The 22,299-nt window shown below is 69.5% G+C and carries 20 protein-coding genes; 6 read left to right on the forward strand and 14 right to left on the reverse strand.

Annotated elements, in window-relative coordinates:
• Positions 1 to 50 precede the first annotated feature (50 nt).
• The 5 genes from LXT13_RS13885 to LXT13_RS13905 all read right to left on the reverse strand — a co-directional run bounded on the left by LXT13_RS13885 (position 51) and on the right by LXT13_RS13905 (position 5,997).
• Positions 51 to 725 (reverse strand): calcium-binding protein, encoded by a 675-nt coding sequence (locus tag LXT13_RS13885; protein ID WP_233372513.1) that lies wholly within the window; start codon positions 723 to 725, stop codon positions 51 to 53.
• 131 nt (positions 726 to 856) lie between these two features.
• A complete protein-coding gene (locus LXT13_RS13890) occupies positions 857 to 1,315 on the reverse strand; it encodes a hypothetical protein (protein ID WP_233372514.1) in 459 nt (152 codons plus the stop codon).
• Positions 1,316 to 1,327: 12 nt separating this feature from the next.
• Positions 1,328 to 4,327, reverse strand: a complete 3,000-nt coding sequence (locus LXT13_RS13895; protein ID WP_233372515.1) for an ATP-binding protein — start codon at positions 4,325 to 4,327, stop codon at positions 1,328 to 1,330.
• A gap of 41 nt (positions 4,328 to 4,368) precedes the next feature.
• Positions 4,369 to 5,574: a hypothetical protein gene (locus LXT13_RS13900; protein ID WP_233372516.1), complete on the reverse strand. Its 1,206-nt coding sequence runs from the start codon at positions 5,572 to 5,574 to the stop codon at positions 4,369 to 4,371.
• 198 nt (positions 5,575 to 5,772) lie between these two features.
• Complete coding sequence (locus LXT13_RS13905) at positions 5,773 to 5,997, reverse strand: hypothetical protein (protein WP_233372517.1); 225 nt, start codon at positions 5,995 to 5,997, stop codon at positions 5,773 to 5,775.
• Positions 5,998 to 6,195: 198 nt separating this feature from the next.
• Here LXT13_RS13905 and uvrA point away from each other — a divergent pair, with 198 nt between their 5' ends.
• A complete protein-coding gene (uvrA, locus tag LXT13_RS13910) occupies positions 6,196 to 9,105 on the forward strand; it encodes an excinuclease ABC subunit UvrA (RefSeq protein WP_233372518.1) in 2,910 nt (969 codons plus the stop codon).
• 121 nt (positions 9,106 to 9,226) lie between these two features.
• Positions 9,227 to 9,622 (forward strand): response regulator, encoded by a 396-nt coding sequence (locus LXT13_RS13915; RefSeq protein WP_233372519.1) that lies wholly within the window; start codon positions 9,227 to 9,229, stop codon positions 9,620 to 9,622.
• 83 nt (positions 9,623 to 9,705) lie between these two features.
• On the opposite strand, the gene LXT13_RS13920 is transcribed toward LXT13_RS13915, so the two are convergent.
• The 7 genes from LXT13_RS13920 to LXT13_RS28805 all read right to left on the reverse strand — a co-directional run bounded on the left by LXT13_RS13920 (position 9,706) and on the right by LXT13_RS28805 (position 16,146).
• Positions 9,706 to 10,131, reverse strand: coding sequence for an SWIB/MDM2 domain-containing protein (locus LXT13_RS13920; protein WP_233372520.1), 426 nt, complete (start codon positions 10,129 to 10,131; stop codon positions 9,706 to 9,708).
• A gap of 221 nt (positions 10,132 to 10,352) precedes the next feature.
• A complete protein-coding gene (locus LXT13_RS13925; RefSeq protein ID WP_233372521.1) occupies positions 10,353 to 10,904 on the reverse strand; it encodes a cytochrome b/b6 domain-containing protein in 552 nt (183 codons plus the stop codon).
• Between the two features lie 3 nt (positions 10,905 to 10,907).
• The gene (locus tag LXT13_RS13930; protein WP_233372522.1) at positions 10,908 to 11,195 is read right to left on the reverse strand and encodes a PepSY domain-containing protein; all 288 of its coding nucleotides are present in this window, start codon (positions 11,193 to 11,195) and stop codon (positions 10,908 to 10,910) included.
• Between the two features lie 11 nt (positions 11,196 to 11,206).
• Positions 11,207 to 12,328 (reverse strand): alpha-hydroxy acid oxidase, encoded by a 1,122-nt coding sequence (locus tag LXT13_RS13935; protein WP_233372523.1) that lies wholly within the window; start codon positions 12,326 to 12,328, stop codon positions 11,207 to 11,209.
• Positions 12,325 to 13,008, reverse strand: coding sequence for a Fe2+-dependent dioxygenase (locus LXT13_RS13940; protein WP_233372524.1), 684 nt, complete (start codon positions 13,006 to 13,008; stop codon positions 12,325 to 12,327). Before LXT13_RS13940 ends, LXT13_RS13935 begins: the two co-directional genes overlap by 4 nt.
• Positions 13,009 to 13,033: 25 nt before the next feature.
• Positions 13,034 to 15,292, reverse strand: a complete 2,259-nt coding sequence (locus LXT13_RS13945) for a TonB-dependent receptor (protein WP_233372525.1) — start codon at positions 15,290 to 15,292, stop codon at positions 13,034 to 13,036.
• A 98-nt stretch (positions 15,293 to 15,390) separates the two neighbouring features.
• Complete coding sequence (locus LXT13_RS28805; protein ID WP_233372526.1) at positions 15,391 to 16,146, reverse strand: TonB family protein; 756 nt, start codon at positions 16,144 to 16,146, stop codon at positions 15,391 to 15,393.
• A 129-nt stretch (positions 16,147 to 16,275) separates the two neighbouring features.
• On the opposite strand from LXT13_RS28805, the gene LXT13_RS13955 reads away from it, so the two are divergent.
• The 3 genes from LXT13_RS13955 (at position 16,276) to LXT13_RS13970 (ending at position 18,274) form a co-directional block, all read left to right on the forward strand.
• The gene (locus LXT13_RS13955; RefSeq protein WP_233372842.1) at positions 16,276 to 16,626 is read left to right on the forward strand and encodes a phage holin family protein; all 351 of its coding nucleotides are present in this window, start codon (positions 16,276 to 16,278) and stop codon (positions 16,624 to 16,626) included.
• Positions 16,627 to 16,730: 104 nt separating this feature from the next.
• The gene (locus LXT13_RS13960; protein ID WP_233372527.1) at positions 16,731 to 17,828 is read left to right on the forward strand and encodes a DVUA0089 family protein; all 1,098 of its coding nucleotides are present in this window, start codon (positions 16,731 to 16,733) and stop codon (positions 17,826 to 17,828) included.
• 239 nt (positions 17,829 to 18,067) lie between these two features.
• Entirely contained in the window at positions 18,068 to 18,274 is a 207-nt protein-coding gene (locus LXT13_RS13970) for a hypothetical protein (RefSeq protein ID WP_233372848.1), read from the forward strand.
• 40 nt (positions 18,275 to 18,314) lie between these two features.
• Here the strand turns inward: LXT13_RS13970 and LXT13_RS13975 are convergent, their stop codons facing one another.
• Positions 18,315 to 19,919, reverse strand: coding sequence for a M48 family metalloprotease (locus tag LXT13_RS13975; protein ID WP_233372528.1), 1,605 nt, complete (start codon positions 19,917 to 19,919; stop codon positions 18,315 to 18,317).
• A 74-nt stretch (positions 19,920 to 19,993) separates the two neighbouring features.
• Here LXT13_RS13975 and moaC point away from each other — a divergent pair, with 74 nt between their 5' ends.
• Positions 19,994 to 20,482 carry a cyclic pyranopterin monophosphate synthase MoaC gene (gene moaC, locus LXT13_RS13980; RefSeq protein WP_233372529.1) on the forward strand — a complete coding sequence of 163 codons (489 nt, stop codon included), beginning with the start codon at positions 19,994 to 19,996 and terminating at the stop codon, positions 20,480 to 20,482.
• Here the strand turns inward: moaC and LXT13_RS13985 are convergent.
• The gene (locus LXT13_RS13985; RefSeq protein ID WP_233372530.1) at positions 20,474 to 22,279 is read right to left on the reverse strand and encodes a PglL family O-oligosaccharyltransferase; all 1,806 of its coding nucleotides are present in this window, start codon (positions 22,277 to 22,279) and stop codon (positions 20,474 to 20,476) included. The genes moaC and LXT13_RS13985 overlap by 9 nt on opposite strands.
• Positions 22,280 to 22,299 lie beyond the last annotated feature (20 nt).

The raw sequence follows: 22,299 nt of genomic DNA on the forward strand, positions 1-22,299 counted from the left end.
GGCATTCCGGCGGTCGTTGACGATCAGCCATATCCCCGAGGGCGGACCAGCTACTTTCGGCGCCGCGCTAGGCCTGCCATGCCGAATGCGCTCAAGACCAGCGCCAGGCCATGCGGCTCCGGCACCTGCACAGGCTGCGCGGGGCCAAAAACCGGCTGTGAGCTGTTGCAGCTCGCTCCCGGCAAGCCAACGCCGGCTCCGGCAATGAGGACGTTTTGACCGTCGCCTCCGTTGAGGCACGAAGCGCCGGTCGCTGAACCGGTGAGCACATCGTCGCCCGCGCCACCCCAAAACTCGTTGACATTGCCGGCACTGGCGATCAGTACGTCGTTTCCCGCACCCCCGAGTGCCACAAACTTCATCGGTGGCATGCCGGCAGGCATTGCGATGGTGTCGACGCCGCTCAGGTCGAGCACGTCGTCGCCGGTGCCCATGTCGATGCGCACTTCGGTCACACCCGTCAACGAGCACCGCACGGTGCTGAACTCCCCGCTACAGCCTGGCGTGACGACGGTGAACGAGAGACCGAAGAAATCCAGCTCGGAACCCGACAGCGTAGCCGTCAACAGGTCGTCTCCACCATCCGCGGTCGCTATCAGCACTGTGCCATTGATGCCGATCGTGGCCGCCTCGGCCGGACCGGCCGGACCGGCCCCTGCGAACACGGCCACCAGCGCCACGGCGGCGACCCGCCCCAGTTGAACGCGGTGCCTTGCAGGTTTCATTCTTTCTCCTTCACGTCGCGTGCGACGTTTGCGGCGGCACGATGCCGCAGGAGCTAGTCGCATGGCACCCCGCGTTCGAGGGAACGTACCGGGCCTGTCCGTGACCGCGTCGGCTCCAAAAAAGCTCCCGGTCAGTGCGGTAATGACACCCCAGCCGGTGCGCTGCCAGCTTTGGCCTGCATGCAGGTCTCGCTGCCGAAGTTGCCGCCCTTGAACGCCGGCTCGTAGTACCACTTGCTGAACTGCCAGCGGCCGTCGCGCGTCTTGCGGAAACTGGCGATGCCGGTGCCGTAGTCCTGAGTGGCCTGGTCCGTCAGCGCGAAATGGATGGCCATCTGCGCGCCGTCGCTGGCGGCCTCGCCAGGGTAGCGGCCGTAGCCGGGCACCTCCAGCTCGAAGCGGTAGGCGCCATGCCGGCCGCTGCTCTGCTCGCGCACGAGGGTCAGCGTCACCGTGCCGGTGTAGGGGCCTTCGTGGTCGTCCTGGCCTCGACACTGGTAGCGGCCGCTGTAGTCGGGGCCGGTGAAGGGCTGGGGCGCGGCGCCGGCGGCGGCGGCCAGCGCGACGAGTGAGGCGGGAATGAAGCGCATCGGCGTGGCAGGTCAGCAGCGGTGGTGGGGGCGTTGCAGGAAGCCGGCCATGCCCAGCCGGGTGAGTTCGGCGCGGGCGCGGTCCAGCGCGTCGGGCCAGCCGGCGTCGAGCTTCAGCTCGGCGGCCAACAGCGTCGTGACGGCGGCTTCGTGCGCCGAGTCGCGGCGGTCGGCCACGCGGCGGGCGAGGGCGACGTAGCGCCGCGCCTGCGTCGCATCCCCGGCGCAGGCGGCCAGCCGCGCCGCGGCGCGGTAGGCCATGGCGCCACCGATCCAGTCATGCTGCCGCCCGCGCTGCAGCGCCAGCGCGATGTGGTGGCGCGCGGCGCGCGCATGACCCTGCACCGCGTAGATGTCGGCCAGCCAGCCATGGTTGAAGCTGCTGTAGAGGCCGCCGCCGCGCGGGGCCAGCCACGCGGTGGCGTCGAGGATGCGCTGCGCCGCGCCCGGGTCGGCCGACTGCATCCAGGCGCCATAGGCAGCCGCAGCATGGCCCATCGCGCAGGTGAACATGCTGCGCACCTGCGCGCCAACGCGGTGGGCCACGTCAGCGGCTTCGCGGGCCTCGGCCCAGCGGCCCTGCCACAGCAGCACGGCGGCCCGCCAGCCCTGGATGCTGGCCTCCACCGCATGGCCGCTACCGGCGAACGGCGCCAGCGCCTCGGCGAAGAGCGCATGCGCCTCGTCGAAATGCCCCTGGTCGCCGCGCACATAGGCGCGGCAGCACAATGAGAAACCCAGGCCGATGCGGTTGATAGCGCTCTTGCTGGCGCGCGAGCGCTGTCGGCCGATGGCCAGGTCCAGCATGGGCAGCGCATCGGCGTAGTGCGCCGCGGCAGCCTGCAGCTGGCCGACGGTGCCCGGCAGCTGCGCCAGCAGGGCCTGGTCGCCGCATTGCTCGGCCTTGGCGACGGCGGAGCGGGCATGGCGCAGGCTGACACGCGTCTCGCCGAGCGCATAGCCGACGTAGGCCAGCCAGTACTCGGTGCGGGCGATCAGCCCGGGGTCGCCGTCGGCCTCGGCGAGCGCGGCGGCATGGCGCAGCACGCGCAGGTCGTCCTGCGACGCGTCGAACACGCAGGCCATGCCCAGGCGCTGCGCAATGCCCACCCAGCGGCGGTGGCGCAGGCGCGTGGCCTCCTCGCTCTCGTCGGGTGTTTCGAGGAATTCCAGCGCCGCGAGCGCGGCGCGGAACTGCTTCTTGGCACGGTCCAGCGCCGACACGGCCAGCGCCTGGTCGCCTGCGGCTTCAGCATGCAGCGCGGCGGCGGCCCAGTCGTTGGCGGCGGCGGCGTGGTAGGCCAGCTGCTCGTGCAGCTGGCTCTCGGTGCCGCCGCGCGCCGTCAGCTCGATGCGGATGCGCCGGTGCAGTGCCTGACGCTCGTGCAGGCCGGTGGCCTCGTAGACGACATCACGCGTGATGCCGTGCTTGAAGCGCAGTTGGCCAGGCAGCTGGTCGGGAAAGATGAAATCCTGCACCGCCAGCGCGCGCACGGCCGGGTGTTGCTCGCCGCAACCGGACAGCGCCTCCAACAGCCACGCGGGGATGACGTTGCCGATGACGGCCGCCACACGCACGAGCGCGGCCTGCTCGGGCAACAGGCGGCCGACGCGGGATTCGACGAGGGCAGCCAGCCAGGCCGAGCTGCTCTGGCCCTGCACCAGGCCGTCGGGCGTCTCGGCCGCGGCGTGGCACAGCTCCTCGATGAACAGCGGGTTGCCGCCCGCGTGCCGCTGCACCTCGGCGGCGACGAAGGGGTCGCCCTGCGGCAACAACTGCTGCACGGCGTGGGCGGCCTCGCGCTCGGCCAGCGGCGGCAGGTCGATGATGTGGGCGCCTTCGTCGTGCGCGGCCAGCCGGGCGGTGGCGGGCCGGCTGGCGCTGAGCAACAGCAGCGGCAGGCTCTGGCGGGCGGCCGTCGCGCGCAGCCGGTGCAGCAGCCGCATGGATGCGTCGTCGGCCCATTGCAGGTCGTCGATGAAGACCAGCTGTGGCGCACGGCGCGCCAGCGCTGTCATCAGCGCCAGCAGCGCATCGGCGCGGTCGCCCGGCGCGCTGTGCTGCGCGGCGGCCAGCTCGGCGGGCGGGTCGCCCATGCCGTCCAGCGCCCGCAGCATCTGCAGGAAGGGCTGCAGCGGCTCGGCGCTGAGGTAGCTCTCGCAATAGCCGCGGTGGATGTGGCAGGGCTGCCCCGCGTGGGCCGCCAGCTCGGCGGCGTGGCGCAGGAACTCCTCGGCCAGCCGCGTCTTGCCGACGCCCGCGCCGGCGCGCACGCCCAGCCACAGCGTCTGGCCCGACAGTGCGCCGCCGAGCGCGGCTTGCAGCTGGGCCAGCTCGGCCTCGCGGCCGACGAAAGGCGTCAGGCCACGGCGCACGCTAGCGTCAAAGCGCCGCCCCACGGCGGCGCGACCCAGCACGCGGTAGGCGGCCAGCGGCGTGGCGCGCCCGCGCAGCTGCAGCGTGAGTCGCGGGCCGGTGTCGAAGAACTGGCTCTGCAGGCCCAGGCTCTCTTCGCTGGCGATGATCTCGTCGGCCTTGGCGGCCTCGGCCAGCCGCGCGGCGATGTTGGGGGCGTTGCCCAACAACTCGAAGCGGCCGCGCATCTGGTCGCCGTCGTTGATGAGCACGATGCCGGCGTGAATGCCGCTGTGCAGCGTGAGGCCGCGGAAGCCCGAGGGCTTGGGGCCTGGCGGCACGAGGCGGCGCACGGCGGCATGCAGCTCCAGCGCGGCCTCCGTGGCGCGGCGGCCGTCGTCCTCGCGCACCTCCGGATGGCCGAACACGGCCAGCATGCCATCGCCCTGGATGCGCGCGATGACGCCGCCGTGGTGCGGCACGATGCGCTCGTGTACCTCGCGCAGCGCCGCGAGCATGGCCGCGTAATGCTCGGCCTCCATCCACTCGGCCATCGCCGTGGAGCCGCTCAGGTCGGCGAACAGCAGCGTCAGCAGCCGGCGCTGACCGGCGCCGGCGGTGTCGGGAGTGGCGGCGGAGACGGGGGATGCGGTCATGGTGACTTCATCCGGGGTCATGGGCTCCGGGCAACGTGGGCTCAGGCGTGCAGTGGCAGGAGGTCGGTCTCCGCCGTCGTGCGCGGTGCGTCCGGCGGCAGGTCTTCCTCGCGCAGGCCGAGGTAGATGGGCTCGCCGTTGCGGCGGTGGATGTTGATCTTGGCGTTGTAGACGCGGTGGATGCGCCCGTGCTTGTCGGCCACCTGGTATTCGCTGATGCCCCACAGGCCCGAGGCGTCGCGCCGGCCGGTCAGGTAGCAGGCGATCTCGTCGACCTCGGAGCCGGCGAGCTTCAGGCCGTTGAGGCTGCGCAGCGGCGCGCGGGTGCGCTCGACGAAGTCGAGGCTGTCGATGCGCACATCCTCGCCGGAGGTCTCGTCGCGCATCATCGTGTTGAACTTGCCGACCAGGATCTGGCCGGGCTCCGCGCGCTCGATCATGCGGGCCAACTCGATGGTGACCTGGCCGACCAAGTAGCTGAAGGAAGTCGGATTCAGGCCTTCGGACTGATAGAACTCGTAGTGCGAGCCGACGTGGAAGCAGGCGCGCAGCCGCGGCACGGACTCCGGCCGCGTGGCGCGCTCGTGGGCCAGTGCGTTGTCGGCCAGGATGAACTGCATCAGCTGGTAGAGCTCGACGTTGGCCTCCACGCCGCGCATGCGGTTCCAGATGTAGAAGCCGTCGCCCGTCGTCGTGCGGGCGAAGTTGATGTTGATCTCGCGGTCCAGCAGCTTGGCGTAGGCCGCGTTGACCGAGCACGACAGGCTGTTGAGCTGCACGACCTGCTGCAGCGGCGTCAGCAGCGAAAAGCCGACGGCGTCGAACAGGATGACGGCCCGGTCTTCCACCAGGCGAACACCGTAGCGCGCGGCGATGGCGGCGATCAGCGGCAGGCCCAGGCCCTTCTCCGGCGAGAACGGCAGGCTGATGAAGCGGGGTTTGACGCCGAGATCCTCGCTGACGGCATCGAAGGCCTGTGCGTCGAGGTGCTCCTGGTTGGACAGCAGGTTGTCCAGCAGCCGCGCGCGGCGGGCCAGCTCCTCGGGCGGCAGCCGGCCGTCGTCCAGCGCGTACTCGGTGAGCATCTGGTGCGGTGCCACCAGCACGCGCAGGCCGCGCGCCTCGGGCGTCCACGCGAAGATGAGGTTGTCGCCGAGGTTCCAAAGCGCGTAGAGCGCCTGGTCGAGCAGGATGATGTTCTCGCGAAGGTGGGTTTCGCTCACGGTGGCCGGCGCGGGATAGGCCATGAAGCCATCCAGCCATGACCGGCGTTTGCGCAACTCTTCTTTCACAAGCGGGCTCCGATGAAGAAGCCCGATTGTCTTTCAGAGACGTGACGGCTAGAAGCAGTTCAAGCCGACTCGGCGGCGCAGCGCGGGCCACCGGCCTGCTGCGCCGGCGACTCGGCTCGGAGGATCGTCTTCAGGGGCATCGTCATGCCGGGTTCAGGCGCGGCGGCTGGTGACGACGACGCGCGGCAGCAGGGCCACTTCGCGCACGGCCACCCCGGTCACGACGACGCGCGGCAACTGGGCGACTTCCTTGACGGCCTTGCCGGTGATGACGACGCGGGGCAACTTCTGCACCTCGGCGGGGGCAGCGCTGGCGGTCAGCGCGGTGAAGGCGAAGGCGGCGACAGCAGCGGCTTGGATCAGAACGGTGGTCTTCATGATGCTTCCTTTCGGTGTTCGCACAGCGGAATTGCTGTGTCGATGGAAGCAGTGTGGCGAGCGGGCCGGTGCGCCGCCATGGCGCTGCGACGAATCGCCGGCGCGGCGCGATGAGCTGCAGGCCGCCCGGATGAGCCGCTGCTGAAGCACTGTGGCGAGGGGCGGCCTATCATGGCCGGTTCGCTTGTCCTCACTGCCATGCCGCCGGATCTGACCCCGCCCTCTGCCGTTCCCGAGTCCCGGTTCATCCGCGTCCGCGGCGCGCGCACCCACAACCTGAAGAACATCGACGTCGACCTGCCGCGACATGCGCTGGTCGTCATCACCGGCCTGTCGGGCTCGGGCAAGTCGTCGCTGGCGTTCGACACGCTGTACGCCGAGGGCCAGCGGCGCTACGTGGAAAGCCTGTCCAGCTACGCGCGGCAGTTCCTGCAGCTGATGGACAAGCCGGACGTGGACGTCATCGAGGGCCTGAGCCCGGCGATCTCCATCGAGCAGAAGGCGACCTCGCACAACCCGCGCTCGACGGTCGGCACCGTCACCGAGATCCACGATTACCTGCGTCTGCTCTACGCCCGCGCCGGCACGCCGTTCTGCCCGGACCACCACCTGCCGCTGGAGGCGCAGTCCGTCAGCCAGATGGTGGACGCCGTGCTGGCGATGCCCGACGAAAGCAAGCTGCTGCTGCTGGCGCCGGTCGTGCGCGACCGCAAGGGCGAGTTCGTCGAGCTCTTCCAGGACCTGCAGGCCCAGGGCTATGTGCGCTTCCGCGTCGATGGCGCGACGGTGGAGGTGCCCGACCTGCCGGCGCTGAAGAAGACGGAGAAGCACGACATCGACGTCGTCGTGGACCGCATCAAGCTGCGCCACGATGCGGCGGATTCGTTGCGCCAGCGGCTGGCCGAGAGCTTCGAGGCCGCGCTGCGGCTGGCCGACGGCCGGGCGCTGGTGATGGACATGGAGTCCGAGCAGACGACGCTGTTTTCCAGCAAGTTTGCCTGTCCGGTGTGCTCGTACTCCCTGCCCGAGCTGGAGCCGCGGCTGTTCTCGTTCAACTCTCCGGTGGGCGCCTGCCCCAGCTGCGAGGGCCTGGGCCAGGTGACGGTGTTCGACCCCGAGCGGGTCATCGCCTTCCCAACGCTGTCGCTGGCCAGCGGCGCCGTCAAGGGCTGGGACCGGCGCAACCCCTACACGTTCTCCATGCTGGAGGCAGTGGCGGCGCATTACACCTTCGATGTCGAGGCACCGTGGGAGAGCCTTCCGCCCGACGTGCAGCAGGTGCTGCTGCACGGCTCGGGCGAGACCGAGATCGCCTTCGTCTACCAGGCCGAGACGTCCACCGGCAAGAAGCGCTCGGTCAAGCGCAGCCACCCGTTCGAGGGCATCCTGCCCAACCTGCAGCGCCGCTACAAGGAGACCGACTCGGCCGCCGTGCGCGAGGACCTGGCCCGCTACATGGCGGCCAAGCCCTGCCCCGCCTGCGAGGGCTCGCGGCTGCGCATCGAGGCGCGCCACGTCGTACTGCAGCCGGCAGATGCGCCGCCCGGCTTCAAGGGCCGGCCGATCTACGAGGTCGAGCACTCGACGCTACGCGAATGCCTGGACTACTTCGACAGTCTGAAGCTCAAGGGCAACAAGGCCGAGATCGGCGACAAGGTCATCCGCGAGATAGCGTCCCGGCTGCGCTTCCTGAACGACGTAGGCCTGAACTACCTGAGCCTGGATCGCAGCGCCGACACGTTGTCGGGCGGCGAGGCGCAACGCATCCGCCTTGCGTCGCAGATCGGTTCCGGGCTGACCGGCGTCATGTACGTGCTGGACGAGCCCAGCATCGGCCTGCACCAGCGCGACAACGACCGCCTCATCGCCACGCTGCGCCGACTGCGCGACCTCGGCAACTCGGTACTGGTGGTGGAGCACGACGAGGACGCCATCCGCGCCGCCGACTGGGTACTGGACCTCGGGCCGGGCGCTGGCGTGCACGGCGGCCGCATCATGGCCCAGGGCACGCCCGACCAGGTGGCCGCCAACCCGGACTCGCCCACCGGCCGGTACTTGAGTGGCGCCGCCCGCATTGAGGTGCCGGCGACCCGCCACCCGGCCGTGGGCGGGCAGGTGCTGCGCATCGTCAACGCCAGCGGCAACAACCTGAAGGGCGTGACGGTCGAGATTCCAGTCGGCGTGCTGACCTGCGTTACCGGTGTGTCTGGCTCCGGCAAGAGCACGCTGGTCAATGACACGCTGTACACCGCCGTCGCCAAGAAGCTCTATCAGAGCCATGCCGACCCGGCCGCCTACGACGAGATCGAGGGCCTGGATGCGTTCGACAAGGTCATCAACGTTGATCAATCCCCCATCGGCCGCACGCCGCGCTCCAACCCGGCCACGTACACGGGCCTGTTCACGCCCATCCGCGAGCTGTTCGCCGAGATGCCCACGGCGCGCGAGCGCGGCTACGGCCCGGGGCGTTTCAGCTTCAACGTCGCCGGCGGCCGCTGCGAGGCCTGCCAGGGCGACGGCGTGCTGAAGGTGGAGATGCACTTCCTGCCCGACGTCTACGTGCCCTGCGACGTCTGCCAGGGCCGGCGCTACAACCGCGAGACGCTGGAAGTGCTCTACAAGGGCAAGAACATCACCGACGTGCTGAACATGACGGTGGAGGACGCCTTCAACCTGTTCAACGCCGTGCCGACGCTCGCGCGCAAGCTGCAGACGCTGCTGGACGTGGGCCTGGGCTATGTGAAGCTGGGCCAGAGCGCCACGACGCTGTCCGGCGGCGAGGCGCAGCGCGTGAAGCTGGCTCTGGAGCTGTCCAAACGCGACACCGGCCGCACGCTCTATATCCTGGACGAGCCGACGACCGGCCTGCACTTTGCCGACATCGCGCTGCTGCTGAAGGTGCTGCACCAACTGCGCGACGCGGGCAACACCATCGTCGTCATCGAGCACAACCTGGACGTCATCAAGACCGCCGACTGGCTCATCGACATGGGCCCGGAGGGCGGCGCGGGCGGCGGCACGCTGCTGGTGGCCGGCACTCCGGAAGACGTGGCGGCCTGCGAGGCCAGCCACACCGGCCGCTACCTCGCACCGCTGCTGCGGCGGTGAGATAAGTCACGCTTTTGCGCCGAATTTGACGTGGGTCGTCTTCGGCCGTTGGACAGGCCGGCGGCGCGAGCCTTTGCTGCTATCGTGCCGGCGCTCCGATCCGCCCCACCCGCCTCCCGCCATGCCCGACCGCGCCGCGCCGCAGGTGCTCTACGTCGAAGACGACCGCATCCATCTCATCCTCATGGAAGAGGTGTTCCGGCTGCTGCCGGACTGGGCCCTGCGCTGCGCCGAGACCGGTGCCGAGGCACTGGCCGCACTGGCGGAAGGCCCGGCCCCGCGGCTGGTGCTGGTGGACATGAACCTGCCCGACATGACGGGCCTCGCGCTGCGCGAGCACGTGACGGCGGACGCGACGCTGTCCGCCCGGCTGGCGGGCACGCGCTGGGTGGCGCTGTCGGCAGACGATCCGAGCGCCATGGTGCGCGCCGCACGGGCGGCCGGCTTCGACGACTACTGGCTCAAGCCCATCGAGGTGCCGCACCTGCAGGCCGCGCTGCGCCGGCTGATCGGCTGATCGGCTGATCGGCCGAGCGCCGGACGCAAAAAAGCCCGGCGGTGCCGGGCTCTGTTCACGAAGCCGCGCGAGGCGGCGCCGCTTCACTTCAGGTGGCTGTTGATCAGCTTCGTCATCTCGAACATGTCGGCCTTGGCCTTGCCGAAGATCTCCTTCAGCTTGGCGTCGGCGTTGATGACGCGCTTCTGCAGTTCGTCCTGCAGCTTGTTCTTCTTGATGTACTCCCAGACCTTCTTGGTCACGTCGGTGCGCGGCAGCGGGGCTGCGCCGACGATGGCGGCCAGGGCCGCGCTGGGGGTCAGCGCCTTCATGAAGGCAGCGTTGGGCGTGCGCTTCTTGGCGGGGGCGGCGGCCTTCTTGGCCGGCGCTGCCTTCTTCGCGGGGGCCGCAGCCTTCTTGGCCGGGGCGGCTGCCTTCTTCGCGGGCGCTGCCGCCTTCTTCGCCGGGGCGGCCTTCTTGGCCGGTGCAGCCGCCTTCTTCGCGGGCGCGGCCTTCTTCGCAGTTGCCATGTCGATTCACTCCATCAAAAGTTGTTGATGTGCCGGGTCCGGGTGAAGGCCGCGTAAGCCTTCAATACTCTCTAGCACCCTGCGGCGGCGATGGTACTGCGCTCCATGGAGGAATAGAAGGCTTTCATAGAGGGGATGACCCGCAGAGCCCCATGAAATCGGGCCTTTCGGCCCTGCCTGTCGCGGGGCCGCATCAATCCGGGCCTCGCAAGGCGCTCGCTTCACGCGATGTCGTTGCCCTCGGGCGCACGCTTGGCGCCGCTGAACATCGCGCCGACGAGGTTCTCGCGGTGCCGCCAGCTCGTCACCACGACGCCGCCGAGATGGCCGGCCACCAGCACGAGCAGGCCCCAGGCCAGCCATGCATGCAGGTCCGACAGCCACTCGTAGCCCCACAGCCAGTCGGTCGTGTAGAGCCAGCCGGTCAGCGCCAGCGCGAAGGCCGTGGCCCACAGCGCCAGCACCATCCATCCACCCAGAGGGTTATGGCCGATGTAGCGCGGCTCATGGCCCGCCCGCAGCGCGCGGGCGTAGGCCAGCACGTCGCGCGGGCGCCTGACGAAGCTGGCCAGCCGCGCGTGGCCGCGGCCGGCCCAGCCCCAGCCCAGCCGCAGCAGGACCGCGGCGCCGGCGACATAGCCGGCCGTGTGATGCCAGTCGTCGAAATGGCTGGGCGGCCAATGGCCGCTGATCCAGGCGGTCGCGACAGCGGCGGCCAGCGTCCAGTGCAGCGTGCGGACGAGGCCGTCCCAGACGCGAACGCGGACGCGCATCGCTTACTTCGCGGGTGCGGCGGGCTGCTCGCCCTCGGGGTAGACGCGCTCGAAGGTCTTGGGGTCGAAGAAGGCTTCGGCCTTCTTGCCGCTGCCGTCGAAGCCATAGACCTCGTAGCAGCCGTTGTAGTTCTGGACCTTGCGCACCTTCCAGCCTTCGCCTTCAAGCTTCTTCTGCAGTTCCATCTGCGGCTTCTTCTCTTCCTTGGGCACGGCGGGGCAGGAGACGTTGCCGTGGGCGAATGCGGCGGAGGCGGCCAGGGTCAGGGCCAGCGTGGCGATCAGCTTCATGAAAAGGCCTTTCAACGGAAGGAGGTGCCGGGCCAGAGCAATGCCGGGCCGGCGTCGGCGAGGGTCTTGCAGCCGGAGAGCGCCATCGCGATCTCCAGCTCGTCGCGCAGCAGCCGCAGCGCATGGGCCACGCCCAAAGCGCCGCTGGCGGCCAGCGCATGCACATAGGGACGGCCCACGAGCACGGCGTCGGCGCCGAGCGCGATCGCCTTCAGCACGTCGGTGCCGCGCCGGATGCCACCGTCGACCAGCAGCGGCACGTCCGGGCCGAGGGCGACGCGCAGCGGCGGCAGCAGCTCGGTGGTGGGCGGCAGCGTGTCGAGCGCGCGGCCGCCGTGGTTGGAGACGACGAAGCCAGTCACGCCGCGGGCCAGCGCATCGCGGGCGTCGTCGACATGCGTAAGACCCTTCAGCAGCAGCGGCAGCTTGCTCTCGGCGCGCAGCCAGTCGATCTCGCGCCAAGTGGCGGCGCGCGGCATCAGGCCGTCGAACAGCGCGCTCTGGCCGGGCTGCAGGTCCAGCGGCTTCTTCAGGCCGCCGAGGTTGACGGCGCGGATGTGGTCCGGCAGCTTGAAGCCGGCACGGCGCTCGCGGTCGCGCGCCCCATGCACCGGCGCATCGACGGTCAGCACCAGCGCCTGGAAGCCGGCCGCCTCGACGCGCCGCAGCAGCGCGCGCATGAAGTCGCGGTCGTCGCGCCAGTAGAGCTGAAACCACAGCGGCCCGGCGGTCGGGTCGGCCCGCATTGGCGCGGCCACGTCCTCCATCGGCACGCTGGCCTGCGCGCTGAGCACGATGCCGGCGCCCTGCGCGGCCGCCGCGTGCGCGATGGCGACCTCGCCATCGGCATGGAAGAGCCGCTGGTAGGCGATGGGCGCCAGCAGGATGGGGTGCAGCAGCTCGCGGCCCAGCAGCGCCACGCGCGTGTGGCCGCCAGACAGGTCGCGCAGCACGCGCGGGTGCAGCTTGATGGCATCCCACGCGGCGCGGTTGGCGCGCAGCGTGATTTCGTCGGCGGCGCCGCCGTTCAGGTAGGCCCAGGCGTTGGCATCGACGCGGGCCTGGGCGTGCGGCTCGAAGTCCGCGAGGTTGGCCAGGCCATCAGGCAGCTTTTCGATGAGCGGCGCGCTCACGTGTCGGCCCACATCCTGAGGAGATTGTGATAAGTCCCCGTCAGCTGCACCAGCTCTGCCGTCTCGCCCAGCTCGCTGCGCAGCTTCATGAGACTCATGTCCATCTCGTAGAGCAGCCGGCGCTGCTCGTCGGCGCGCACCATGCTCTCGATCCAGAAGAAGCTGGCCAGCCGCTCGCCGCGCGTGACGGGCTCGACTCGGTGCACGCTGGTGCCGGGGTAGACGACGATGTCGCCGGCCGACAGCTTCACGCGCTGCTCGCCGTAGCTGTGCTCGATGACCAGCTCGCCGCCATCGTAGTCAGCCGGGTCGCTGAAAAACATCGTGCAGGAGATGTCGGTGCGAACGCGCTGCACGCCGCCGGGCAGGTAGCGGATGGCCTGGTCCACATGACTGCCATAGGCATTGGCATGTCCGCCGTAGCGGTTGAACAGCGGCGGCAGCACGCGCTTGGGCAACGTGGCGCTGAAGAACAGCGGGTGTTTCTCCAGCGCCTGCAGCACCAGTGCCTGCAGCTCGCGGTGCTGCTCGCTGCCGGGCTGCAGCTGCTGGTTGTTCTTGACGAGGGCGGCCTGCGCGCCGGCTGTCGTGCGGCCATCGGCCCATGGGGCCTCGGCCAGCAGCTGGCGCGCTCGCGCCACGCCGGTGGCATCCAGGATCTGCGGGATCTTCAGCAGCATGGCGTGGCGCGGTCCGTCGCGGGGGTCAGAACTTGTACGTGCCAGTCACGCTGGTCACACGGCCGGTGCCCGGCACGTAAAAGCTGGTGTACAGCTGGTCAGCATAGAGCTTGTTGGCGATGTTGCTGACGTAGAGCTTGAAGCTCAGCTGGTCGGGCACCACCGCGTACTCGGCCATCAGGTCGGCCGTCACGAACTTCGGGGCGTAGATGCCCACCGGGTTGCGATTGGGCGTCTGGCCGCTGCGGGCGTTGAGGCCGGCGCCCAGGCGCAGCTGCGGCAGGACCTGGTAGGCCGTCCACAGGCTGCCGGAATAGCGGGGTGTCAGCGACGGGCGCTGCCCCTGGAGTTCGCCGCCCGTCGCGCTTGAGATGTCGATCTTCGCGACCGGCATCCACGTGAAGTTGCCGAAGACCTCCCATTGCGGCGTGATGCGGCCGACGATGTCGACGTCCAGACCTGACGCGTGGCGCTTGCCGGACAGCGTCACGACGTTGGCGTTCAGCGGATCGGTATTGCGCTCGTGCAGCTTCGTGTTGCGGAAGGCGCCAGCCCGCACGCTGAGCTTGCCGTCGGAGCTGTCCCACTTCGCGCCGAGTTCGACGTTGACCGACTTCTCAGGCGGGATGTCCTGGTTGGCCGCGTTGAGCGAGTACGCGTCGCCCGAGGTGTTGAAGGACGTCGCTCCCATCAGGTGGAAGGACCACTGGGCGTCGGGCTGGAACAGCACGGCGGCGCGTTTGCTGACCTCCGAGACCTTCATCTGGTAGCCGCTCGTCGTCACTGGCGTGAGCGCGTTGTTCGGGACCGCGTAGGTGTCGTAGTCGCCCTTCAGGTGGTCATAGCGCAGACCGGCGAGCACCTTCCACATCGGTGCGATTTCCACCATGTCCTGGATATAGCCGCCGTAGGCGTCGGACACGTAGGCGCTGGTCTTGCGGTAGCTGCGCAGGTTTTCGTCGATGCCGGCACCGTCGTAAGGCGTGCCGATGGTGGTGTTGGGACGCGTCGGCACGGTCCCGCCCTGCGCGGCCGTGATCTGGCCGAACACCTGCTTCTTCTCCTTGGCGAAGTCCAGGCCGGCCTGCAGCACATGCTGCATGCCCCAGGCCTGCACTCGGCTCGTGAGGTCGCTCTGCGCGGTGACCGTCTGCACGTCCTGCTTCTTGGGCTGGAAGCCCCGGGTCAGGACCGTTGCATCGCTCAACGTGTCCAGCGACACCACCTGCCCGCCAGGTTGCTGGGCCTGGGGCGCGAAGTTCCACAGCGTGGCCCGCTGGTCGCGGGTGTATTCGGCGTAGCGCACCTTCGTCACGAGCTCCGTCGCGGGCGAGAAGCGATGCGTGTGCGTGAGCATGCCGTAGTACGCCGTGCCCTTGTTGAAGTCGCTGGACAGCCCGTAGTAGGCGTTCGGATCGAGCTTCGTGTTGAGCTTGTTGGCAACCGTGTCTGTCGGGCTCTGGCGCATCCAGCGCACGCCATAGTTGATCCCGTTGTCATTCTGCAGGCCATACAGCGTGAGGCTGAATTCGTCGGTCTCGTCGACGCCGACGCGGTAGTTCAGACCGATGCCGCGCTTGTCGATCTTCGAGCCGGCGCCGTCGCTGTCGGCCGTGTCGCTCATCGCGCTCACGCGCAGGCCCGACGTCTCGCCGGTGCGGGTGTCGAAGTCGGCGATCGCGCGCAGGCTGCCGTGGCTCCCCATGCTGACGTCGATCTGGTTCTGATTGGCCAGCTGCGCCTGCTTGGTCACCTGGTTGACGGCACCGCCCGTGGAGCCGCGCCCGAACAGCAGCGAGGCCGAGCCGCGCAGGAGCTCGATCCTGTCGAGGAAGAACGTGTCGCGGTCATAGAAGGCCGGGTCGCGCATGCCGTCAATGAAGATGTCGCCGGTGCTTTGCAGCGAGATGCCGTGGACCTTGATGTCCTCCTCGCCGCCCTCGGCCGCCTGGAAGGTGATGCCGGCAGTGTTCTTCAGGACCTGCTTCACGTTGCTGAAGTTGCGGTCGTCGATGACCTTCTCGGTGACGACGGTCAGCGACTGCGGGATGTCGCGGATCTCTTGCTTGCCCTTGCCGATGCGGGTCTCGGTGGCCTGGTAGTCGTCCTTGCCCTGCTTCTCGGCGCTGGCCTTCGCACGCACGACGGGCAGCACGTTGTCGTCCTTGGCGGGCGCGGTCTGGGCCAGCGCTGCGGACGCCAGGCCAAAGCCGGCGGCCAGTGCCCCCAGCGGCAGGACAGCGGGCCGCAAGACGGGTTTGGGTTTCTTGTTGTGGCGGGACATGGAACTCTCCGATGGGTTTTGAATGGGCATGGCTTTGCCCACGACGGCGCAAGGCGCCGCCCACGGCATGGCTAGTCAGGGAAGGAAAAGGCGGGGCGTCAGCGGTCGACTTCGTAGGACATCGGCGCGATGACCTCCCACTCGACGGCCTGGCCGTTCTCGGTGTACGGCACGAAGCGCGCCGTGCGGATGTCCTGCAGCGCCTGCTCGTCCAGCCGCGCGAAGCCTGACGACTTGGCCAGCGACACCTCGCGAGGCAGGCCGTTCACGTCGACGACGACGCGCACCTGTACGACGCCGGACTCACGCAGCCGCTTGGACATCAGCGGCACCGTCATGCGCGGCTCTTTCAACCAGCGCACGGCGCTGGCCGGCAGGCGCTTGATGGTGGGCGGCGCGGGCGGCGGCACGACCTGCACGACTGGCGCCGGCGCCGTTTGCACGGGCGCGACGGCGGGCGGCGGCGGGGGCAGCGCGGCGACGACCGGGGCGGGCGCGGGCGCTGCGGCAATCGCGATCAGTGGCGGCTCGATCAGCGTCGTCGGCGGGGACTTGAACTCCGGCATGGCCACGGGTTGCGGCGGCTGCGGCTTGGGCGGCTCGGCGGGCGTGACGATTCGCACGACGATGGGTGTCACGCGCTGAAGCGTGTGGCGGACGTCCTGCATGCGACTCAGGCCCCACAGGCCCAGCACATGCAGCGCGGCAATGCCCACCAGCACCAGCCGGCGGCTGCGCGGCGCGCGGGCCGGGTCGGCATAGTTGGGCCGGGCCGGCTGCGGCACGCTCACCGCCACGGGCCGCGCCGGCAGGGCAACAGGGCTGGGAGCGACGAAGGCAAGAGCGGGCTTCACGATGGGCCTCGGCAGGGACGACGATGAAAGAGTAACACGAATGCGAACGATTCCTATTTAAGTAGACGTATGTTGCAGCGAACACGCGACACCACCGAAGTGGGGGCGGATGTCGATATGCTCGGCCGCATGAAGATCCTCGTCCGTTGGCTGCTGCTGGCCGGCGCGTTGCTGCTGGTGGCTCACCTCTACCCGGGCGTCGTCGTGAACAGCTTCACATCGGCGCTGATCGCGGCGCTGGTGCTGGGGCTGCTGAACACGCTGCTGCGTCCCGTCCTCGTGCTGCTGACCTTGCCGGTGACGGTGCTGAGCCTCGGGCTCTTCCTGTTTGTCATTAACGCGCTGATGTTCTGGGCGGCGGCTTCGCTGCTTGGCGGCCTGGCGGTGACGGGCTTCGGCGCGGCGCTGGTGGGCTCGCTGCTGTACAGCCTGTGCGGCATGGTCATCGACGTGGTCATGGAACGTTCGTTCCCCGATTGATCGATGGGCGGCGGCCCCCTGAACGGGTGGCCGGCTGTCGCGAGGCACCTCGAGTTGGCGTCCATGCAAGGGGGCGCTGAAGCCCCGCCACCTCCGAGGTCATCATGCGATTCCTGCTAGCCCTCCTCATGCTCGCCTGCAGCCTGGCCGCGTCGGCGGGCTCCGCCACCTACAGTGGCCGCTTCACGCAGGACGACGAGCTGTTCATGCTCGACCTGACGCTGCCTGACGAAGGGTCGCTCAGCGTCGTCACCGACTCTTTTGCCGCTGGCGGCTTCGCGCCGGCGCTGTGGCTTTACGACGGCTGGGGCAACATGATCCAGTCGGACATTGGCCCCATGCACACGTGCCCGGGCGCAGGCAGCTTCTGCTGGGACGCCGCCTTTCACGTGGATTTGACGGCGGGGCACTACCGGTTGCTTCTGTCCCAGAGCGGCAATGGGCCGGCGGGCACGAGGCTTTCCGATGGCTTCGGCATGACCGGCACGCCGGACTTCACGGGCCAATGGTTCCTCAACGAGACAGGCAAGCGCTTCATCAACCCGGACGGCACGCAGCGCACCGGCGACTGGCGCTTCACGCTTGAGGCCGCGGCGGTGCCCGAGCCGGCGTCCGTGCTGTTGATGCTGGCCGGCGGCGTCGCCTTGCTGGCGTGGCGCCGGCGTGGCGCGCTGCTGCTGGGCCTGGGCGCCGCAGCGTCATTTCCTGCGTTGGCGCTGGAGGCGCCGCTGGCGGCCGATACCCATGTCGCCACGACGCAGCGGGCCCTCAACTTCGGCAACCTGCCGATCCTCAGCGTCGGCGGGGGCTCGACCGCGCTGCTGCGCTTCGACCTGGGCACGCTGCCCAGCGGTACGACAGCGGCCAAGCTCATCAAGGCCAACCTCGTGCTGTATGTCAACCGCATCGGCGCACCCGGTGCACTGGAGCTGCAAACGATCAACGGCAGCTGGGCCGAGGCCGGCGTGACGCTGAACACCACGCCACCCACTTCAGGCGCGGGCAGCGGCATCAACGTGCCGGTCGGTGCGGCCGGTCAGTTCATCGCAGTGGACGTGACGAACGCGGTCAAGGGCTGGATCACCAACCCCGCCACCAACTTCGGCTTCGCGCTCACGCCGGCGCTGTCGGCGCCGGGCACGGTGGTGTTCCTGGACAGCAAGCAGAACACGGCGACGGCGCATGTGGCCCGCTGGACCTGACATTGGCGGACCAAGGGCCGAAGGGGGATGCAGGCCCCAAGGGGCCTAAGGGCGACAAGGGAGACCCTGGTGCCGCCGGTCCTATCGGTCCTGTCGGTCCGGCGGGTCCTGCGGGTCCGACTGGGCCGCAGGGGGCGGTCGGTGCAACTGGTCCGGCAGGCCCGCTTTCACCCCGGTACCGGAGCTACGACTATCAGGTGGCGCCCACTGTATCGAATGAGACTTGGGTCGCTTGCCCGGTGAACACCTACGTCATCGGCGGTGGTTGCGGCTTCAGGGACTTTCCAGGTAAACAGAACGAAGTCGTGGTCAACTTCGCCGGCCCCCGTCCATCGGAAGAGCGATCAAAGTACGCGCGCAGGGCCACCAACAGTAGCCTGTTCGTCACGCACACCTTGCGCGTTACTGCGGTTTGCGCGTCGGCAACGACGGTGACCGGGCCATGAAGTGGGCATTGGTGGTCAGCGGCGCCCCGTGGCCAGCAAGCTAGTCCGGCAACTCCACATCCGGCGGGATGTAACGCCCCTTGAACATCTCGCCCAGGATGGCCTGGCGCTGGTAGACCAGCGTGCGCAGACGTGCGTCGATCACGGAGGCCTCCACCTGGTCGGCATCGGGCCGGCGGGACTGCCGCAAGCCCGAGCGCAGGCGGTCGATGGCGCCGTTCAGGTCGCCCGCGGCGGCATGCACCTCGGCCTGGGCCCGCACGGCGCGCAGCGGCTGGCCCAGCTTTTCCCAGATCAGCGACAGCTCGTGCCAGGCGAGCGCGTCGTTCGGCTCCAGGCTCACATGCGTCTGCAGCGCGTCGGCTGCCTCCCGCAGCTGTGGGCCGGCGCTCGACGCCGGTCCGGCGGCCAGCGCCAGACCCACGCGGGCCATCAGCATCGGGCGGGACTTCTCGCCCTGCAACGTGTCGAGCGCAGCAATGCCTTCCATCGGCCGACCTCGGGCCTCGGCGAGTTCGGCGCGCAGGTAGGTCAACAGCCGGGCGGCCGCGGCCTTCTCAGCCGGGCTGGGATTGATGAGGTCCAGCGTCACCTCGGCGCTGCGCAGCGTCGCCTCGGCGCGGTCGAAATTGCGCAGCTTGATGGACGACAGCGCGGCGGCGTAACGGGCACCGAGCTGCTCGTAGCCGCCGCTCTCCTTGATGTTGCGGGCGCCGGCGTCGTAGTTTTCCAGCACCTTCCACGCGTCCACCCGCGGGTCCATCAGCGCGCGTGCGCGGCCAGCCATGATGGCGTGCTCGGCCAGACCGCGCGGGCGCGCGAAGGGCTCCAGCGCCAGCCGTGTGCGCGCGTCGCCGATGCGCTCGCTCGTCAGCGGGTGTGAGCGCAGGTACGGGTAGGCGCCGTTGTCCATCAGGTGGTAGGCCTGCTCCATCCGCTCGAACATGCTGACCATGCCGCTGCCCGCAAAGCCCGCCTCCACCAGCACGTTGAAGCCCACGCGATCGGCTTCGCGCTCCATGTCACGCGAGAAGTTCAGCGACAGCTGCGTCGCCGCGGCCTGACCGCCGACGATGCCAGCCTGGGCCATTTCCGCATTGCCGCGCGTGGCGGCCAGGATGCCCAGCAGCAGGCCGGCGATGGCAATCATGCTGTTCTTGGAGTCGCCCGCGATGCGCCGCGCAATGTGGCGCTGCGTGATGTGCGAGAGCTCGTGTGCCAGCACCGAGGCCAGCTCATCGCGCGAGACGGTCATCGCGATCAGGCCCAGGTGCGTGCCGACGAAGCCGCCCGGCAGCGCAAAGGCATTGACGCTCTTGTCGCGCACGAGAAAGGGCTCCCACGCGAAGCGCGCCTGCGTCTCGTCGCCGATCTGGCCCAGCTTGCGCGCGGCGGCCACCAGCGGCGTCCAGACGCCCTCGATGTACTCCTGCAGCAGCGGGTCCATCACGTAGTCGGGGTCGATGCGAATCTGGCGCATGACCTGGTCGCCCAGGCGGCGCTCGGAACCAACATCGAGGTCCTGCGAGACCGAGTCGCCGAGCGCGGGCAGGTTGACCTGAGCGTTCAGCGGCGCGCCCGGCAGGGCGAGCACCGCAGCGGCGACGAGGCTGAGCAGGGTGCGGGAGGCAGGGGACTTCTTCATCAGCAAGGGACTCCGGCCGGCGGCAGCCGGCTGTCTATGATGCCTGACCCTCTGTTTCCTGAACGTTTCCCGGCATGTCGACCCCACTGACGCATTTCGACGCCCAGGGCCGGGCGCACATGGTGGACGTGTCCGCCAAGGCCGAGACGCACCGCGTGGCAGTGGCGGAGGGTGAGATCCGCATGCAGCCTGAGACCTTCGCGCTCATCGCCAGCGGCACGGCGAAGAAGGGCGATGTACTGGGCGTGGCGCGCATCGCAGCCATTCAGGGCGCCAAGCGCTGCAGCGACCTCGTGCCGCTGTGCCATCCGCTGCCGATCACGCGCGTGAAAGTGGACTTCGAGCTGGACGAGGCGGGCAGCCGCGTGCTGTGCCGCGCCCAGGTCGAGACGCTGGGCCGCACGGGCGTGGAGATGGAGGCGCTGTGCGCCGTGCAGGTGGGCTTGCTCACTGTCTACGACATGTGCAAGGCCGCCGACCGCGGCATGGTCATCGGCCAGGTGCGGGTGCTGGAAAAGCAGGGCGGCAAGAGCGGCGACTGGCACGCACCCGCATCAGCGTAGCGAGCGCCAGTCGACGACGCCGGACGCCGGCTGGCACTGCACCATGGGCGCAGAGGCGGGCTCGGTGCAGGCCGCGAACCAGGTGTCGCCCGTCGGGTTGCGGAACTCGCGAAGGCGGTCGGCGAGGTAGCGTGCGCCTTCCAGGTCACCCGTGGCTTCCAGCGACATCGACCAGTGCATCAGCAGCCGCGCATCGACGAGGCTGAAGGCCGTGCGCCGCGCCGCCGCGAGCGCGATGCGGCCCGGCGACACGCTGGTAGCGGCCGCGTAGTCGGCCTGGTGGCTGAAGAACAGCGAGCGCTGGCCGGCAGCGATGCGCTGCACCAGCGGGGGCGCATCCGCCGCCGGTGCGTAGATGGCGACGACGCGCTCGTAGTCCCACACGGCAAACAGGCTGCCGACGATCAGCCCGCCGCCGAGCAAGCCCCACAACCTCGGCGTCGAGCGAGGTGAGCGGGCCGGCGCCGGCAGCGCCAGCCCCAGGGCGAAGCAGGCCGGCAACAGGAAATAGGCGTACCACAGCGGGTACTCCAGCAGGCTGTGCAGGCCGATGGTCAGCACGATCATCAGCGCGGCGCGGCGCAAGAGCGCGTCGTCGGCCGACTCCGGCGCAGCGCGCCAAGCCTTCCAAAGTGCCCATGGCAGAAGCAGCCACGACACGGGGAGGGTCAGGACGCAGAGGATAAAAGTCCGCAAACGGGCGCCCATGCCAAAGGCGTCGCACCAGGCCTTCCATATCGCCCACGCCAGGAGTGCCAGTACCACGCCGGCCCAGGGCAGGCCCAGCTCTACTGCCAGCTGCGACACCAGGTTGTGCGTGTGGTCGAAGAAGGCGATGGGCCGTGTCGGGAAGGGTGTGAGGCTCCAGGCGACATTGAACTCGCCCCAGCCGACGCCCAGCCACGGGTTGGCGAGCGTCAGCGCCCAGGCGTCACGCAAGATGGCCAGACGCGACGGCGAGCCTGCGCCTTCTGCCAGCCGCGATGCGCCGCGAAAGGCGTGGCCGCTTTCGGCGGACCAAATCGACATCACCCACCACGCGGCGCCCAGCATCAGCGGCGTGGCCAGCAGGCTCAGCCGCGCGGTGCGAGACAGCCGCCGGTCCACGAGGCCCCAGACGGCCAGCATGCCGATGCCGATGTAGCCGGTGCGCGAGGCGCTCAGCACGACGACGAAGACGAAGGCGAACAACAGCGGGGGCAGCAGCAGCGGCCAACGGCGCTTCTCCGCCACGAAGACGGCGCCGATGGACGACCACATCATCAGGCTCGCCAGATGATTGGGCTGGCGCAGGTTGCCGACGGCGCTGCCGACGACGCCCGAACGCGCGATGAAGACGCCATCCGCCAGATTCGGCAGGAAGACCTGCACGACGCTGACGACGACGCTGGCCAGGCCAGCCAGCACGAGGCCTGCGCACAAGCCCTCCGCCGCTGCGGCTCGCGCCGCGCCGGACAGCCCCTGCGCCAGCACCAGCACGGCGAGCCCAGCGCCGATGATGGCCATGGCGCCGAGCGCCAGCGACAGCGGCAGCGCGCGCCAGACGAAGGATGTGAGCGGCGCAATGAGCAGCAGCAACAGCGCCCACGCGGCCGGGCCGGTGAAGGCCGCGCGCCAGTTCGGCGTGGCGCGCGCCCAAAGCAGCAGCACGAGGCCCCAGCCGGCCAACGCCAGCAGATGGTTGTAGAGCGTCGCCGCGGGCGTCTGGTTGAACGCGATGAGCGGCGGCAGAGCCGCCGCGATGACGATGCCCAGCGGCGCGGCGTCGTCGTCAGCGGAAGAGGTCTGAAAGGACATGGGCGCGCATGATGGCATGC

Source organism: Pelomonas cellulosilytica (assembly GCF_021353265.1).
GTDB classification, from domain to species: domain Bacteria; phylum Pseudomonadota; class Gammaproteobacteria; order Burkholderiales; family Burkholderiaceae_C; genus Pelomonas; species Pelomonas cellulosilytica.

Coding starts and splice junctions, on each gene's coding strand:
- LXT13_RS13885 (WP_233372513.1), bottom strand. CDS start 725: ATGAAACCTGCAAGGCACCGCGTTCAACTGGGGCGGGTCGCCGCCGTG.
- LXT13_RS13890 (WP_233372514.1), bottom strand. CDS start 1,315: ATGCGCTTCATTCCCGCCTCACTCGTCGCGCTGGCCGCCGCCGCCGGC.
- LXT13_RS13895 (WP_233372515.1), bottom strand. CDS start 4,327: ATGACCGCATCCCCCGTCTCCGCCGCCACTCCCGACACCGCCGGCGCC.
- LXT13_RS13900 (WP_233372516.1), bottom strand. CDS start 5,574: ATGGCCTATCCCGCGCCGGCCACCGTGAGCGAAACCCACCTTCGCGAG.
- LXT13_RS13905 (WP_233372517.1), bottom strand. CDS start 5,997: ATGAAGACCACCGTTCTGATCCAAGCCGCTGCTGTCGCCGCCTTCGCC.
- uvrA (WP_233372518.1), top strand. CDS start 6,196: ATGCCGCCGGATCTGACCCCGCCCTCTGCCGTTCCCGAGTCCCGGTTC.
- LXT13_RS13915 (WP_233372519.1), top strand. CDS start 9,227: ATGCCCGACCGCGCCGCGCCGCAGGTGCTCTACGTCGAAGACGACCGC.
- LXT13_RS13920 (WP_233372520.1), bottom strand. CDS start 10,131: ATGGCAACTGCGAAGAAGGCCGCGCCCGCGAAGAAGGCGGCTGCACCG.
- LXT13_RS13925 (WP_233372521.1), bottom strand. CDS start 10,904: ATGCGCGTCCGCGTTCGCGTCTGGGACGGCCTCGTCCGCACGCTGCAC.
- LXT13_RS13930 (WP_233372522.1), bottom strand. CDS start 11,195: ATGAAGCTGATCGCCACGCTGGCCCTGACCCTGGCCGCCTCCGCCGCA.
- LXT13_RS13940 (WP_233372524.1), bottom strand. CDS start 13,008: ATGCTGCTGAAGATCCCGCAGATCCTGGATGCCACCGGCGTGGCGCGA.
- LXT13_RS13945 (WP_233372525.1), bottom strand. CDS start 15,292: ATGTCCCGCCACAACAAGAAACCCAAACCCGTCTTGCGGCCCGCTGTC.
- LXT13_RS13955 (WP_233372842.1), top strand. CDS start 16,276: ATGAAGATCCTCGTCCGTTGGCTGCTGCTGGCCGGCGCGTTGCTGCTG.
- LXT13_RS13960 (WP_233372527.1), top strand. CDS start 16,731: ATGCGATTCCTGCTAGCCCTCCTCATGCTCGCCTGCAGCCTGGCCGCG.
- LXT13_RS13975 (WP_233372528.1), bottom strand. CDS start 19,919: ATGAAGAAGTCCCCTGCCTCCCGCACCCTGCTCAGCCTCGTCGCCGCT.
- moaC (WP_233372529.1), top strand. CDS start 19,994: ATGTCGACCCCACTGACGCATTTCGACGCCCAGGGCCGGGCGCACATG.
- LXT13_RS13985 (WP_233372530.1), bottom strand. CDS start 22,279: ATGTCCTTTCAGACCTCTTCCGCTGACGACGACGCCGCGCCGCTGGGC.